The organism is Delftia sp. DLF01, from assembly GCF_014852125.1.
GTDB lineage: Bacteria > Pseudomonadota > Gammaproteobacteria > Burkholderiales > Burkholderiaceae_C > Comamonas > Comamonas acidovorans.
This window is the reverse complement of record NZ_JACVAZ010000007.1, coordinates 147498-162400: the sequence shown is the minus strand read 5'-3', so window position 1 is coordinate 162400 and position 14903 is coordinate 147498. Positions and strand designations below refer to the sequence as shown.

Here is a 14903-nt window from a genome sequence, read left to right as displayed (position 1 = left end):
TGGAACTCAGGCAATGACGAGGTACAAGGTTTGTTCATTTATTCTGTAATTTCAGTATTTACTGAAATTACGCAAAGAATTCTAAACAAACTTGCTCCAGGCAAGTCGCTCGTAGGGGGAAGCCGAGTGAAGCAGTCAAGCGTGCGCAAGGGGTTTTGCGCAAACAACTTCGAGAACCGGTCCCGCACAGCGTGGGTAATACCCAAAGAAAACGGCGCCCGAAGGCGCCGTCTGGCAGGGTAGGAGAAGAGCCCGTCCTGGGCTCCCCGACCTTACGGGGTGGACAGCAGGCGGTCGCGCGCCTGGTTGTATTCGCGCTTGAGACGCTCGACCAGCTCGCCTGCACCCGTGACTTCGCGGATGGCGCCAATGCCCTGGCCGCAGCCCCAGATATCCTTCCAGGCCTTCTTGGCGTCGCCGCCGAAGTTCATCTTGCTGGGGTCCGACTCGGGCAGGTTGTCGGGGTCCAGCCCTGCCGCACGGATGGACGGCGCCAGGTAGTTGCCGTGCACGCCCGTGAACAGGTTGCTGTAGACGATGTCGTCGGAGGTGCCGTCCACGATGGCCTGCTTGTAGGCGTCGTGCGCACGCGCCTCATGCGTGGCAATGAAGGCCGAGCCGATATAGGCGAAGTCCGCACCCATGGCCTGGGCCGCGAGGATGGCACCGCCCGAGGCGATGGAGCCCGACAGCGCCACGGGGCCGTCGAACCATTCGCGGATTTCCTGGATCAGCGCGAACGGGCTCTTGACACCCGCATGGCCGCCGGCGCCCGCCGCCACGGCGATCAGGCCGTCGGCCCCCTTTTCGATGGCCTTGTGCGCGAACTTGTTGTTGATGATGTCGTGCAGCACCACGCCGCCCCAGCTGTGCACGGCCTGGTTCACGTCCTCGCGCGCACCCAGGCTGGTGATGACGATGGGCACCTTGTACTTGGCGCACATCTGCATGTCGTGCTCGAGCCGGTCATTGCTCTTGTGCACGATCTGGTTGATGGCGAACGGCGCCGAGGGCCGGTCCGGATGGGCCTTGTCCCAGGCGGCCAGGGTCTCGGTGATCTCGGCCAGCCAGTCTTCGAGCTGCTCGGCCGGGCGCGCGTTGAGCGCGGGCATGGAGCCCACGATGCCGGCCTGGCACTGGGCGATCACGAGCTTGGGGTTGCTGATGATGAACAGCGGCGAGCCGATCACTGGCAGGGCCAGTTTCTTCAGCGCCGGGGGAAGCTTGGACATGCGTTGTCTCCGTTGGTTCTCGGTGTCTTTGTCTGCGTTGTGCCGTGCGCAAGCGCCGGGTCAGAAGGCGTCCATGGGCAGCGCCATCACGCTGTCGCCGCCGTGCACGATGGCATCGCGCAGGCCCGCCGCCTTGACGAGGATGTGCTCGGCATAAAAGCGCGCCGTCGCAATCTTCGCGCGCATGAAGGCCTCGTCCTGTCCCTTGTGCAACAGCTGCTCGGCCACCAGCAGGGCGCAGCCCATCTGCCAGCCTGCGACGAGGTTGCCCGCCAGCATCAGGTAGGGAACGCTGCCGGCGTACACGGCATTGGGCTCGGCCTTGGCCTGACCCGAGACGAAGTGCACCGCCTCCACGAAGGCCTGGCGCGCGGCGGCCAGCTGGCGGGCCACGGCCAGTGCCTCGGGCGTGCCGCTGGCGGCCAGCTCGGCCTCGGTCTTCTCGATCTGGCCCGCAATGGCCAGCGCGGTCTGGCCGCCATCGCGCGCCGTCTTGCGGCCCACCAGGTCATTGGCCTGGATGGCGGTCGTGCCTTCGTAGATGGTCAGGATCTTGGCGTCGCGGTAGTACTGGGCGGCGCCCGTCTCCTCGATGAAGCCCATGCCGCCGTGCACCTGCACGCCCAGGCTGGTGACTTCCAGGCTCATCTCGGTGCTGTAGCCCTTGACCAGGGGCACCATGAATTCATAGAAGGCCGCATTGGCCTCGCGCACCTGGGCGTCGGCATGGTGGTGAGATGCGTCGTAGGCCGCGGCGGCCGTGGCCGCCATGGCGCGGCAGCCCTCGGTGTAGGCACGCATGGTCATGAGCATGCGGCGCACATCGGGGTGGTGGATGATGGTGGCGCTGGCCTTCACGCTGCCGTCCACGGGGCGGCTTTGCACGCGCTCGCGGGCATAGGCCACGGCGTGCTGGTAGGCGCGCTCGGCCACGGCAATGCCCTGCACGCCCACGGCGTAGCGGGCCGCGTTCATCATGATGAACATGTATTCGAGGCCGCGGTTTTCCTCGCCAACCAGATAGCCGATGGCCCCCCCGTTGTCGCCGTACTGCAGCACGGCCGTGGGCGAGGCCTTGATCCCCATCTTGTGCTCGATGCTCACGCAGTGCACATCGTTGCGCGCGCCCAGCGAGCCATCCTTGTTGACCAGGAACTTGGGCACCACGAACAGGCTGATGCCCTTGACACCCTCGGGCGCCCCGGCCACACGGGCCAGCACCAGATGGACGATGTTCTCGGCCATGTCGTGCTCGCCATAGGTGATGAAGATCTTGGTGCCGAAGACCTTGTAGCTGCCATCGGGCTGCGGATCGGCCTTGGTGCGCACCAGGGCCAGGTCGGAGCCGGCCTGGGGCTCGGTCAGGTTCATGGTGCCGGTCCACTCGCCGGTCACCAGCTTCTCGAGATAGGTGGCCTTGAGCTCATCGCTGCCCGCCGTCAGCAGGGCCTCGATGGCGCCGTCGGTCAGCAGCGGGCACAGCGCAAAGCTCAGGTTGGCGCTGTTGAGCATTTCCACACAGGCCGCGCCAATCGTCTTGGGCAGGCCCTGGCCGCCAAAATCCTGCGGATGCTGCAGGCCCTGCCAGCCGCCTTCGGCGTACTGGCGAAAGGCCTGCTTGAAGCCCGCCGTGGTGGTGACCACGCCGTCCTTGAGGCTGGAAGGCGCCACGTCGCCTGGCAGGTTCAGCGGTGCCACCACGCCTTCGCACAGCTTGGCGCATTCCTCCAGCACGGCCTGGGCCGTCTCCAGGCCAGCCTCCTCGAAACCGGGCAACTGCGCCACCTGGTCGATCTGCGCCAGATGCTCCATGGCGAACAGCATGTCTTTGAGGGGAGCCGAGTAAGTCATTGTTGAACCTTCCTGAACAGAGCCTGGACCGCCGGCGCGCAGCGCGCGGCGACCTGGGACAGCGGGCACGCCGCCACGGCACTACTGCATTGCTGCGTTATTGCGTGACGCGGCCCGATGCGTTGACGATGGACAAATCCACGAATTTCGAGCCCGCCTGCGAGCCCGGACGATAGGTAACCCAGTAGCCGCCCAGATCGAAGGCGTCCAGGCCGCGCAGCGAAGCGGCCAGCTTGTCGCGCGTCAGCGGCTGGGTGCGGCGCATGGCCTCCACGATGACGCGGGCGTTCACATAGCCTTCCATCATGGCGTAGCTGACCGGCACGGTCAGCGACTTGCCTGCAGCGGTGGCCGCGTCCCTGAACTCCTTGTTCAGGCGCATGGTCACCTTGTAGGGACTGGGCACGACCTGGGCAATGGACAGGCCGCTCATGAACTCCACGGGCAGGCGCTTGGCCAGTTGCTCGATATCGGCTTCGGACGTCGCGTAGATCTGGGCCGTGCCACCCGCCATGCGGTACGCCTCGACAAAGGCCGAGGTCACGGGGCTGGAGGCCACCACCATCACGGCCTGCGCCGAAGGCTGGGCCTTTTGCAACTGGGACACGGCCTTGTCCATGGCGCCCTTGCCCGTGCTCAGCGAGGCGCTGACCACCAGCTTGGCCTTGGAAGGCGCAATCGCCTTGTCCACGAGTTCCGCCACGGCCTTGGCATCCGGGCGTTCGTCATGCAGCAGGGCCAGGCGCGTGATGCCCACGGTGGCTAGGTGCGAGGCGATCTTGGCCATTTCCTCGGGCAGGTTGGCGCGCGTGCTGAAGATCTGGGGATTGCTCAGCACCCGCGTGTCCGTGCTCTGGTAGCCCACGAGGGAGATCTGCGACTGGTCGAGCAGCTTGCTGTCCAGCAGCGCCGCCATGTTGCGGTTGCCGAAGTAGCCGGCCAGCACCACGGGCTTGGACTCGTCCAGCAGCTTGCGGGTCTTGTCCACGGTTTCCTCGGGGTGGCCCACATCGTCCACCGTGACCAGTTGCACGGGCTGGCCCTGCACGCCGCCGGCCTTGTTGATCTGGTCGAAGTACAGGCGCATGCCCTGGGCATAGGCACGGCCCTGCGTCGCACCGGCTCCCGACATGGGTGCCACCTGCCCCACCACCCAGGCATTGGCCTCGGCGGCCAGCGCCATGGCGCCACAGACAAAGGCCACGGCCGTGCGGGCCAGGCGCAAGCGCATCATCTTCATTTCAATCTCCCTCTCGGTTCATGCCATCGCCAGCACCGGCTGGCGGCCAAGTCCGTTGTTGTAGTCGGTGGTGCGCGCCGTGACCAGCGGACCATCCCGGAATCCATGACGGAAAAAGAGGGGCCTGTGCCCCTCATTTTTCAGCTTCAGCCGCTTACAGCGCCTGCACCAGTTCCGGCACGGCCTGGAACAGGTCGGCCTCCAGGCCGTAGTCGGCCACCGAGAAGATCGGTGCCTCGGGGTCCTTGTTGATCGCCACGATCACCTTGGAGTCCTTCATGCCGGCCAAATGCTGGATGGCGCCCGAGATGCCCAGGGCGATGTACAGCTGCGGCGCGACGATCTTGCCGGTCTGGCCGACCTGCAGGTCATTGGGCGCATAGCCTGCGTCCACCGCTGCGCGCGAAGCACCGATGGCGGCACCCAGCTTGTCGGCCAGGGGGGTGATGACTTCCTGGAACTTCTCGCTGCTGCCCAGCGCGCGACCGCCGGAGACGATGATCTTGGCGGCCGTCAGTTCCGGGCGGTCGTTCTTGGTGACCTCGCGGCCCACGAAGCTGCTCTTGCCGTTGTCGCCAGCGGCGGCCAGCTGCTCCACCTGGGCGCTGCCGCCCGTGGTGGCCGCTGCGTCAAAGCCCGTGCCGCGCACGGTGATGACCTTGATCTTGTCGCTGCTTTGCACCGTGGCAATGGCGTTGCCTGCGTAGATGGGGCGCTCGAAGGTGTCGGCGCTGTCCACCTTGGTGATGTCGCTGATCTGGGCCACGTCCAGCTTGGCTGCCACGCGCGGCGCGGCGTTCTTGCCGCTGGCGGTGGCGGGGAACAGGATGTGGCTGTAGTTCGAGGCAATCGCCAGCACTTGCGCTGCAATGTTCTCGGCCAGGCCGTCCTTCAGGCTGGCGCCATCGGCGTGGATGACCTTGGACACGCCAGCGATCTGGGCAGCGGCCTGCGCAGCGGCGCCGGCATTCTCGCCCGCCACCAGCACATGCACGTCGCCACCGCAGGCCAGGGCCGCAGTGACGGTGTTGAGCGTGGCGCTCTTGATGGAAGCGTTGTCGTGTTCTGCAATAACGAGGGATGTCATGTCGCTGTCTTCCTTAGATCACTTTGGCTTCGTTCTTGAGCTTGCTGACCAGGGTCGCCACATCGGGCACCTTCACGCCAGCGCCGCGCTTGGCGGGCTCGGCCACCTTGAGCGTCTTCAGGCGCGGGGCCACATCAACGCCCAGCTCTTCAGGCTTGACCGTGTCCAACTGCTTTTTCTTGGCCTTCATGATGTTGGGCAGCGTGACGTAGCGCGGCTCGTTCAGGCGCAGGTCGGTGGTGATGACGGCCGGCAGGCTCAGGGCCAGGGTCTCCAGGCCGCCGTCCACTTCGCGGGTCACGTTCACTTTGTCGCCAGCGACTTCGACCTTGGAGGCGAAGGTGGCTTGCGGCAGGTCGGCCAGGGCCGCCAGCATCTGGCCGGTCTGGTTGGCATCGTCGTCGATGGCCTGCTTGCCCAGGATGATCAGGCCGGGTTGTTCCTTGTCCACCAGCGCCTTGAGCAGCTTGGCGACGGCCAGGGGCTGCAGCTCCTCGGTGGTCTCCACCAGGATGCCGCGGTCGGCACCGATGGCCATGGCCGTGCGCAGGGTTTCCTGGCACTGGGCCACGCCGCAGGAGACGGCGATGACTTCGGTGGCCACGCCCTTTTCCTTGAGGCGAACGGCTTCTTCGACGGCGATTTCGTCAAAGGGGTTCATGCTCATCTTGACGTTGGCGATGTCCACGCCCGTGCCGTCCGACTTCACGCGGACCTTCACGTTGTAGTCCACCACGCGCTTGACCGGGACCAAAACCTTCATTGCAGCGGCTCCTGATTGATTGATAGATTGACGTTTACGTAAACCGAAATCATTGTATGCGGCACTGCAGCAGCTGCGGCAGGTTTCCCTGACGGCCGAGGGCCGCATGCGCGCTCACAAAAAAGAACGATCGTGCCATTTTAAGCACGACCCTTGAGATTTACTGCGGGGGAACAGCCTGAACTCAGGGTATGCACCTAGGAATAATCCTAGCTGCTTTTCTCTGCTGCCTGAGCCACCACGCCCCCGCGTTCGGTGATCTGTACCACCTGCTTGGGGACCGGCAGGCTCACGCCTGCGGCACGCAGGCCGCGCAGCACGGCGAGGTTCACCTCGGAGCGCACATTGCCCTGGCCATTTTGCGGGTCGTTGATGTAGTAGCTGAGACTGAACTGCAGCCCCTGCTCGACGAAGTCGACCAGAGCCACCGAAGGCGCGGGCGTCTTGAGCACGCGCGGCTGCGCGGCTGCGGCTTCGAGCAGGATGCCGCGCACCTGCTCCACATCGCTGTCCATGCCCACGACGATGTTGGTGGACAGGCCGAACTTGACGTCGAATCCGGTGAGGTTCTCCACACGCTGGGTGATCAGCGTCTCGTTGGGCACGATGGATTCGCGGCCGTTGAGCGCGCGGATGATGGTGTAGCGCGTGCGGATGTCGGTGATGCGGCCCTCGAAGCCATCCACGCGCACGTTGTCGCCGATGCGCAGCGCGCGCTCGATCAGCACCAGAAAGCCGCTCACATAGTTGGAGGCGATCTTCTGCATGCCGAAACCCAGGCCCACGCCGATGGCACCGCCCATGACGGACAGTGCCGTCAGGTCCACGCCCACCATGGACAGCGACACCAGCAGGCCCACCAGGATCAGCACGCTGCGCGTGATGTTCATGGCCACCTTGCGCATGGACAGGTCGCTGACCCACTGGTTGATGACCTTCTGCTCGAACAGCGTTGCCACCCACAGCACGGCCACCATCATCAGGCCCGCCGACAGCGTGCCCTCGATCAGGTTGAGCAGGCTGACCGGCGTCTTGCCGATGTTGAACTGCAGGGCCTCCAGCTCCTCCATGACCTGCGGCAGCAGGCCGATGCTGTGCAGCACGGCCGCGCCCCAGGCCAGCCAGGAGAAGATGCGTTCGATCAGGCGCACCACGGTGGAGTGGGGGAAGGTCCGGCTGAGCACCCGCGCCACGAAGCGGATCACCGACAGGGACACCAGCAGCGACACGGCCACGCGCAGCCAGAACACCGTGGAAAACCGCGCCAGGATCTCCTGGCTGGTGAAGACCAGCACCAGCGCCAGCAGCGGGAACAGGGCGCCATCGAGCGCATGGCGGCCTATCCATACGGAGGGCTTTCCATCGTTCAGATGGCCGTAGCGCGCATGCAGGCCGCGCATGGCACCGTAGGCCAGCAGCAGGCAGGCGATGAGCACGGAGAACTCCAGCCAGGCGCTGGAGCTTTGGAAGTCGTTGATGAGCTTGTCGAAGATGTCCATGGGTCAGGGCCGTTCCGCCGCAAGGGCGCAGGCCGCCATCATCGCGCAGATCCAGGACAGGCCGACCGGACCGGGACCTACATGCAGGTCGGTCAGTGGCCCGTCTTCCAGGCCGGTTCGCGCTTGGCGGCGAAGGCCTGGGCGCCCTCCTGGGCGTCGGCATCCATCATGTTGGCGGCCATGGTCTGGCCGGCCAGTTGGTAGGCCGCCTCGATGCCCATCTCGCGCTGCCGGTAGACCAGGGCCTTGCCCATGGCCACGGCCGCACGGGGCTTGCTGACGATGGACTGCACGAAGTGCTCGACGGCATCGTCCAGCGCCTCCTCGGCCACCACGCGGTTGACCAGACCCTGCTCCAGCGCCTGCTGCGCGTCGATGAAGTCGCCCGTGAGCAGCATCTCCATGGCCTGCTTGGCCGGCACATTGCGCACCAGCGGCACGCTGGGGGTGGCGCAGAACAGGCCGTAGTGGATGCCACTGGTGGCAAAGCGTGCCGCCTGCGCAGCAACGGCCAGATCGCACTGGGCCACGAGCTGGCAGCCTGCCGCCGTGGCAATGCCGTGCACGCGCGCGATCACGGGAACGGGCAGCCGGTGGATGGACAGCATCATGCGGCTGCACTGGGCAAACAGCTTCTGGTAGTAGTCCAGCTGCGGATGGGCCGCCATGTCCTTGAGGTTGTGCCCCGCGCAAAAGGCCTTGCCGGCCGCAGCCAGCACGACCACGCGCACGGACTCATCACGCGCCACATCGTCCAGCGCCTGCTGCAGCTGCGTGAGCATCTGCTCGCCCAGGGCATTGAAGCGCTGCGGGTCGTTGAGCGTGAGCCGCACGACGCCGCGCGCGTCGCGCTGCACGTCGAGCAGGGGGCTGGCTTCAGGAGGATGGGTGCTCGCGTTCATGGTGTTCCAGATCCGGTTCAGAGGTCGGCCAGCACGCGCACGTGCGCTTCCACGCTGCGCGCAAGCGGCCCCATCACATAGCCGCCTTCCAGGCAGGAGACGATGCGACCCTTGGAAAAGCGCCGCGCGATGTCCTTGATGCGCGAGGTGATCCAGGTGAAGTCCTGCTCGGTCATGCCCAGCTGGCCCATGTCGTCCTCGCGGTGGGCGTCGAAGCCGGCGCTGATGAAGATCAGCTCGGGCTTGAAGGCCTCCAGGCGCGGAATCCACATCATCTCGACGATCTCGCGGATGTCCATGCCCTTGGTATATGCGGCCACCGGCACGTTGACCATGTTGGCGGCCGGATGCTGGTCGCCGCTGAAGGGGTAGAACGGGTGCTGGAAGATGCCGCACATGAGCACGCGGTCGTCGCCGGAGAGGATGTCCTCCGTGCCGTTGCCGTGGTGCACGTCGAAATCGATCACGGCCACGCGCTTGAGGTGGTGGCGGCTGAGCGCGTACTTCACGCCCACGGCCACGTTGTTGAAGAAGCAAAAGCCCATGGCCTGGTGGCGCGTGGCGTGGTGGCCCGGCGGGCGCACGGCGCAAAAGGCGTTCTCCAACTCGCCGGCCATCACCGCATCGGTGGCCGCCAGCGCGGCGCCGGCCGCATGCAGGGCGGCCGAGAAGGTGTGGCTGTTGATGGAGGTGTCGGTATCGATCTGGGAGTACTCGGGGCCGCCGGCCTGCTGCTCCTCGACCAGGCGCTGTGTCAGGCCCTGCAGCGCGGCCACATGCATGCGGTCATGGGCCAGTTCGATGTCGGCCAGCGAGGCCTGGGGGGCCTCGTGCCGCTCCAGCGCATCGGCCACGCCGGTCACCAGCAGCCGGTCCTCGATGGCGTCGAGCCGGGCCGGGCATTCCGGGTGCCCCGGCCCCATCTCATGCCGCCAGCACTCCCTATGGGTGAAATAACCCGTCTTGCCCACAGTGATGTCTCCGCGATGTTTTTTTTAGGATAACGTCGCGCCATGCAAGCAACACACAAGATCAAGGCGCTTCTGGATCAGCTTAACACGGTGGTTGTAGGGAAACCGGCTCAGGTCCGCGACAGTGTGGCCTGCCTGCTGGCCGGGGGACACCTGCTGCTGGAAGACGTTCCCGGCGTGGGCAAGACCACGCTGGCGCATGCGCTGGCACACAGCTTCGGGCTGCAGTTCTCGCGCGTGCAGTTCACGGCCGACCTCATGCCCAGCGACCTCACCGGCGTGTCCATCTACGAGCGCGCCAGCGAGACCTTTGTCTTCCACCCGGGCCCCGTTTTCGCCCAGGTGCTGCTGGCCGACGAGATCAACCGCGCCAGCCCCAAGACGCAGAGCGCCCTGCTCGAAGCCATGGAGGAGCGACAGGTCTCGGCCGAGGGCCGCACGCACCGCCTGCCCGAACCCTTCTTCGTGATCGCCACCCAGAACCCGCAGGAACAGCTGGGCACCTTCCCGCTGCCCGAAAGCCAGCTGGACCGCTTCCTGATGCGCATCAGCCTGGGCTATCCCGACCGCGCGGCCGAGCGATCCCTGCTGTCCGGCAATGGCCGGCGCGCCCAGGCCGACGCGCTGGCACCGCTGCTGACCACGGACGAGCTGCAGCAGTTGCAGGCTGCCGTGCTGCAGGTGCATGCCAGCGATGCCCTGCTCGACTATGTGCAGGACCTGCTGGAAGCCACGCGCTCGGGCCAGTGGTTCGTGCAGGGCCTGTCGCCTCGCGCGGGCATTGCGCTGCTGCGCGCGGCCCGGGCCGTGGCCCTGATGGAAGGGCGCGACTATGTGGCGCCCGACGATGTTCAGGCCATCCTGCCGCAGACGGCGGCCCACCGCCTGGTGCCCATAGGCTCGTCAGGCCGGGGCGCCGTGGAGCAGGTGCGCGCCATGCTGGACGCCGTGGCGCTGCGCTGATGCCGGCCGCTCCCGCGTCTTCGCCCGGCGCCCCCCAGCCGGGGGCATCGCTGCGCCAGCGCTGGTCTCCCGCGCGGCGCGTGCGCCAGTGGTGGCATGCCCGCCTGCCCCGCACGGACAGCCTGAAGCTGACCCAGCGCAATGTCTACATCATGCCGTCGCGTGCAGGCTGGGCCCTGGCGCTGACGCTGTGCGTGCTGCTGGTGGCCGCCATCAACTACCAGCTCAACCTGGGTTATCTGCTGACGTTCCTGCTGGCCGGCAGCGCGGCAGCGGGCATGGTGGTCGGCCACGGCAATCTGCGCGGCCTGGCGTTGCACCTGCTGCCTCCGGCCGGCAGCTTTGCCGGCCAGCCCTGCCGCTTCGACGTGGTGCTGCACAACACGCGCCGCAGCACGCGTTGGGGCATAGGCCTGGCCGTGCAGGGCGATACGGCGGCCACCGACTGGACGTGGATCGATGTCCCGGCACAGGGCAGCACCACGGCGCAACTGGCTTTCACGCCACTGCGCCGGGGCCTGCAATCGCTGCCCACGATCACGGCGGCCACGCGCTACCCGCTGGGCACCTTCCGCGTCTGGGCGCTGTGGCGCGCGCAGACCCAGGCCTGGATCTACCCGGCGCCCGAACACAATCCCCCGCCCCTGCCTGCGGCCAGTGCCGATGCCGGCGGCCGCAGCGCGGCCTCCACGCGCCACGGCGACGAGTTCGATGGCGTGCGTGCCTACCGACGCGGTGATGCGCTCAAGCTGGTGGTCTGGAAAAAGGCCGCCCAGGCCTTTGCCACGGGCAGTGACCAGTTGGTGAGCCGCGACCGCCCGCTGTCCCAGCAGCACCGCCTGTGGCTGGACGCCAAGGCCACCGGCCTGGCCGACCCCGAGGCCCGCCTCAGCCGCCTGACCGCCTGGGTGCTGGTCGCGCGCCAGCAGGACCTGACCTGGGGCCTGCGCCTGCCCGACGGCCGCGAGATCGCACCCGACCAGGGCGCGGCCCACGCCACGCTCTGCCTGGAAGCCCTGGCGGCCTGCCCATGAATCGCACGTCCATGCCCTCCTCCTTCCAAGCCATTGCGCAGCCCGCGGCCCCCTGGCGCCAGCGCCTGGCCGCCCTGCCGCGCGATGCGCGCGACACCCTGTTCCTGCTGGCCGTGGTCGCCTGGGTGCTGATGCCCCAGGCCGCCCACACGCCCTGGTGGACCATGGTCTTCGTGGCCGGCCTGCTGCTGTGGCGCGGCCTGCTGGCCTGGCGCGGCCAGCCCCTGCCCGGCCGCTGGGTGCTGGGTGGATTGCTGTTGCTGGCCGTGGGCGCCACCTGGGTCTCGCACGGCACCTTTATCGGGCGCGATGCGGGCGTGACCCTGATCGTGCTGCTGCTGGCGCTCAAGACACTGGAGCTGCGCGCCCGGCGCGATGCCATGGTGGTGTTCTTCCTGGGCTTCTTCGCGCTGCTGGCCAACTTCTTCTACTCGCAGTCCCTGCCGCTGGCCCTGGCCATGGTGCTGGGCCTGCTGGGCCTGCTCACGGCCCTGGTCAATGCCCACATGACCGCCAGCCGCCCGCCGCTGACACAGGCGCTGCGCACGGCAGCGCTGCTGGCGCTGTGGGGTACGCCGGTGATGGTGGCGCTGTTCCTGTTCTTCCCGCGCATGGCGCCGCTGTGGGGTGTGCCCAGCAACGACCTGGCCGGCCGCAGCGGCCTGTCGGAAAACATGCGCGTGGGCTCCATGGCCTCGCTGGTGCTGGACGAAAACGTGGCCCTGCGCCTGCGCTTCGATACGCCCGATGGTGCTCCTCCGCCTGCCAACACCCTGTATTTCCGGGGGCCCGTTCTGTCGCGCTTTGACGGACAGGAATGGCAGATGGACACGGAGGCCGTTCTGGAGGACGCGCAGTTGCGCGTCTCCGGCGAGGGCGTGAGCTACCAGATGACCATCGAGCCCAGCCGCCGCCCCTGGCTGCCCCTGCTGGACGCCGCGGCCAGGGCTCCCGAACTGCCCCCGGGCATGGGCAGCGCCCGCATGACGCCCCAGCTGCAATGGCTGGCCTGGCGCCCCATCACCGACGTGGTGCGCATCAGCGCCCAAAGCCATGTGCAGTTCAGCTACGGGCCGCTGCAGCCCACGCGCGCCCTGCGCCGCTACACCCAGCTGCCCGAAGGCAGCAACCCGCGCACGCTGGCGCTGGCCCGGCAGATGCGCGCCGACCCGCAACTGGCCGACGCCCCGCCCCGCGCCTGGGTACAGGCCGCGCTGGCGCGCCTGCGCACGGGCGGCTACACCTACACGCTGGAGCCCGGCGTGGTGGACAGCGTGCACACGGCCGATGACTTCTGGTTCGACAGCAAAGAGGGATTCTGCGAGCACATCGCCTCGGCCTTCGCCGTGCTGATGCGCGGCATGGGCGTGCCTGCCCGCATCGTCACCGGCTACCAGGGCGGCGAGCGCAACCCTGTCGATGGCTACTGGACCGTGCGCAACGCCGACGCCCACGCCTGGACCGAGGTCTGGCTGGCGGACGAGGGCTGGGTGCGCATCGACCCCACCGGCGCCGTGGCCCCGTCGCGCGTGGGCGAGTTCCAGCGCCTGCGCGCCCCCCAGGGTGCCATTGCGGGCGCCGTGGGCAACTTCGTGGGCGTGGGCATGCTGCAGCAGATGCGCGCCGTGTGGGAGGCCGTCAACAACGGCTGGAACCAGTGGGTGCTCAACTACACGCAAAGCCGCCAGCTGGACCTGCTCAAGAACCTGGGCGTGCAGTCGCCCTCGTGGGTGGACATGCTGCGCCTGCTGGGCGCGCTGGCCGGCGTGGCTGCGCTGGCCTGGCTGGCCTGGATGGCCCGCGCCCAGCGCAGCAGCCGCGATGAATGGCTGCGCCTGATGGACAGGACCCGCGCCCGGCTGCGCCGCATCGGCCTGGATGCCGATGCCAGCCTGCCCCCGCGCGCGCTGGCAGCCCAGGTCATGGACCGCTGGGGCCAGGACGACGCCACGGCCGCCAAGGCATTGCACGACTGGCTTTTGGACATGGAGCGCCAGCGCTACGCACGCGCCCCCCAATCCGTCCCCCGATCCGCACCCCAGTCCGCACCCAATTCCGCACCCGATACCCCCGGCCTGCCCGCCCTGCGACGCCAATGGCGGGCGCTGGACTGGCCACGCAATCCGCAGCCACGGCCACAAGCCGCCGCTGCCGGCCCCACGACAAGCACACCATGACCAAGCAACGACTGATCCCCTCCGCCCTGCTGCTGCTTGCGGCCGCCGCCCTGCCCTGCGGCGCGCTGGCCAGCAAGCCGGCGCCCGCCCAGACCGGCGCAGCCAAGACTGCCGCCAAGTCCACGGCCAAACCTTCCACGAAAAAGCGCACGGCCGCTGCTGCCGCCGCCACGGCGGCAGGCGGCGCCGCCGTGGCCAGGACCGTGCAGGGCAGCACCGCCTACGGAGAACGGCCTGATGCCATGCAGATGGCCGCCGACATTGCGATGCGCCACGACCTGCCGGTGGACTGGGTGCGCGACACCATCGCCCAGGCGCGCTTTCTGCCCCAGGTTCCCCGCCTGATGACGCCGGCTGCCCAGGGCACGGCCAAGAACTGGGGCGTCTACCGCAGCCGCTTTGTCGAGCCCGTGCGCATACGCGCCGGAACCCGTTTCTGGCAGGCCAATGCCGCCGCGCTGGCGCGTGCCGAAAAGCAGTACGGTGTGCCGGCCGAAATCATCGTCGGCATCATCGGCGTGGAGACCATCTACGGCCAGCAGATGGGCAACTTCCGCGTGATCGACGCCCTGGCCACGCTGAGCTTCGACTTCCCCGCAGCCCACCCCCGCGCGCAGGCACGCACCGAGTACTTCCGCGGCGAGCTGGAGCAGTTCCTGCGCTTCACGCACCGCGCCGCAACGGACCCGTTCTCGCTGCGCGGCAGCTACGCGGGCGCCATGGGCATGGGCCAGTTCATGCCCAGCAGCTGGGTGAAGTGGGCGGTGGACTTCGACGGCGACGACCGCATCGACCTGTTCGGCAGCGCGGCCGACGCCATCGGCTCGGTGGCCAACTACTTTGTCGCGCATGGCTGGAAAAGCGGCATGCCCACGCACTACCCTGTGATCATGCAGGCCCAGGGCGCCGACCTGGCCGCCCTGCTGGCGCCCGACATCCTGCCCCAGTTCACGGCCGACGAGATGGCTGCGCGCGGCGTACAGCTGCCGGGCAGCGGCGCGGCGCATCAAGGGCCGCTGGCCCTGGTCAAGCTGGAAAACGGCGCGCAGGGCCAGCCGCTGTACATCGCGGGCACGGAGAACTTCTATGCCATCACGCGCTACAACTGGTCCAGCTACTACGCGCTGTCCGTGATCGAACTGGGCCAGGAAGTCGCTGCGGCCATGGGCCGCTGATCCGGGCCA

The 14903-nt window shown here is 67.6% G+C and carries 12 protein-coding genes; 4 read left to right on the top strand and 8 right to left on the bottom strand.

The features are described from left to right. Positions 1-272: 272 nt before the first annotated feature. From IB269_RS27980 to IB269_RS27945, 8 genes are all read right to left on the bottom strand, one after another. Complete coding sequence (locus IB269_RS27980; protein ID WP_012204314.1) at positions 273-1232, bottom strand: NAD(P)H-dependent flavin oxidoreductase; 960 nt, start codon at positions 1230-1232, stop codon at positions 273-275. A 60-nt stretch (positions 1233-1292) separates the two neighbouring features. Continuing rightward, positions 1293-3083, bottom strand: coding sequence for an acyl-CoA dehydrogenase (locus IB269_RS27975; RefSeq protein ID WP_192368860.1), 1791 nt, complete (start codon positions 3081-3083; stop codon positions 1293-1295). Between the two features lie 97 nt (positions 3084-3180). After that, positions 3181-4323, bottom strand: coding sequence for an ABC transporter substrate-binding protein (locus IB269_RS27970; RefSeq protein ID WP_013803458.1), 1143 nt, complete (start codon positions 4321-4323; stop codon positions 3181-3183). 154 nt (positions 4324-4477) lie between these two features. After that, positions 4478-5410: an electron transfer flavoprotein subunit alpha/FixB family protein gene (locus tag IB269_RS27965; RefSeq protein ID WP_013803459.1), complete on the bottom strand. Its 933-nt coding sequence runs from the start codon at positions 5408-5410 to the stop codon at positions 4478-4480. Positions 5411-5423: 13 nt separating this feature from the next. Beyond that, positions 5424-6173 (bottom strand): electron transfer flavoprotein subunit beta/FixA family protein, encoded by a 750-nt coding sequence (locus IB269_RS27960; protein ID WP_012204310.1) that lies wholly within the window; start codon positions 6171-6173, stop codon positions 5424-5426. Between the two features lie 209 nt (positions 6174-6382). Then, positions 6383-7672 carry a mechanosensitive ion channel family protein gene (locus IB269_RS27955; protein ID WP_063326775.1) on the bottom strand — a complete coding sequence of 430 codons (1290 nt, stop codon included), beginning with the start codon at positions 7670-7672 and terminating at the stop codon, positions 6383-6385. 92 nt (positions 7673-7764) lie between these two features. Continuing rightward, positions 7765-8574 (bottom strand): enoyl-CoA hydratase, encoded by an 810-nt coding sequence (locus IB269_RS27950; RefSeq protein ID WP_192368859.1) that lies wholly within the window; start codon positions 8572-8574, stop codon positions 7765-7767. 17 nt (positions 8575-8591) lie between these two features. Continuing rightward, a complete protein-coding gene (locus IB269_RS27945; protein WP_049801441.1) occupies positions 8592-9497 on the bottom strand; it encodes a histone deacetylase family protein in 906 nt (301 codons plus the stop codon). Positions 9498-9587: 90 nt separating this feature from the next. Between IB269_RS27945 and IB269_RS27940 the strand changes: the two genes are divergently transcribed. Genes IB269_RS27940 through mltB form a run of 4 tightly spaced genes read left to right on the top strand, consistent with a single transcriptional unit; the run spans position 9588 to position 14894 of the window. Beyond that, positions 9588-10508, top strand: a complete 921-nt coding sequence (locus IB269_RS27940) for an AAA family ATPase (RefSeq protein WP_099753123.1) — start codon at positions 9588-9590, stop codon at positions 10506-10508. Continuing rightward, positions 10508-11542: a DUF58 domain-containing protein gene (locus tag IB269_RS27935; RefSeq protein WP_192368858.1), complete on the top strand. Its 1035-nt coding sequence runs from the start codon at positions 10508-10510 to the stop codon at positions 11540-11542. Before IB269_RS27940 ends, IB269_RS27935 begins: the two co-directional genes overlap by 1 nt. Next, on the top strand, positions 11539-13719 hold the full coding sequence (locus IB269_RS27930; protein WP_192368857.1) for a transglutaminaseTgpA domain-containing protein: 2181 nt from the start codon (positions 11539-11541) through the stop codon (positions 13717-13719). The genes IB269_RS27935 and IB269_RS27930 overlap by 4 nt, the downstream gene beginning before the upstream one ends. Then, the gene (mltB, locus tag IB269_RS27925) at positions 13716-14894 is read left to right on the top strand and encodes a lytic murein transglycosylase B (RefSeq protein ID WP_192368856.1); all 1179 of its coding nucleotides are present in this window, start codon (positions 13716-13718) and stop codon (positions 14892-14894) included. Before IB269_RS27930 ends, mltB begins: the two co-directional genes overlap by 4 nt. Positions 14895-14903: the final 9 nt, after the last annotated feature.

Bases quoted from the DNA above. Each gene is read 5' to 3' on its own strand.
- IB269_RS27980 (WP_012204314.1), bottom strand. From the start codon at position 1,232: ATGTCCAAGCTTCCCCCGGCGCTGAAGAAACTGGCCCTGCCAGTGATC.
- IB269_RS27930 (WP_192368857.1), top strand. From the start codon at position 11,539: ATGAATCGCACGTCCATGCCCTCCTCCTTCCAAGCCATTGCGCAGCCC.
- IB269_RS27965 (WP_013803459.1), bottom strand. From the start codon at position 5,410: ATGACATCCCTCGTTATTGCAGAACACGACAACGCTTCCATCAAGAGC.
- IB269_RS27975 (WP_192368860.1), bottom strand. From the start codon at position 3,083: ATGACTTACTCGGCTCCCCTCAAAGACATGCTGTTCGCCATGGAGCAT.
- IB269_RS27935 (WP_192368858.1), top strand. From the start codon at position 10,508: ATGCCGGCCGCTCCCGCGTCTTCGCCCGGCGCCCCCCAGCCGGGGGCA.
- IB269_RS27950 (WP_192368859.1), bottom strand. From the start codon at position 8,574: ATGAACGCGAGCACCCATCCTCCTGAAGCCAGCCCCCTGCTCGACGTG.
- IB269_RS27940 (WP_099753123.1), top strand. From the start codon at position 9,588: ATGCAAGCAACACACAAGATCAAGGCGCTTCTGGATCAGCTTAACACG.
- IB269_RS27955 (WP_063326775.1), bottom strand. From the start codon at position 7,672: ATGGACATCTTCGACAAGCTCATCAACGACTTCCAAAGCTCCAGCGCC.
- mltB (WP_192368856.1), top strand. From the start codon at position 13,716: ATGACCAAGCAACGACTGATCCCCTCCGCCCTGCTGCTGCTTGCGGCC.
- IB269_RS27970 (WP_013803458.1), bottom strand. From the start codon at position 4,323: ATGAAGATGATGCGCTTGCGCCTGGCCCGCACGGCCGTGGCCTTTGTC.
- IB269_RS27960 (WP_012204310.1), bottom strand. From the start codon at position 6,173: ATGAAGGTTTTGGTCCCGGTCAAGCGCGTGGTGGACTACAACGTGAAG.
- IB269_RS27945 (WP_049801441.1), bottom strand. From the start codon at position 9,497: ATGGGGCCGGGGCACCCGGAATGCCCGGCCCGGCTCGACGCCATCGAG.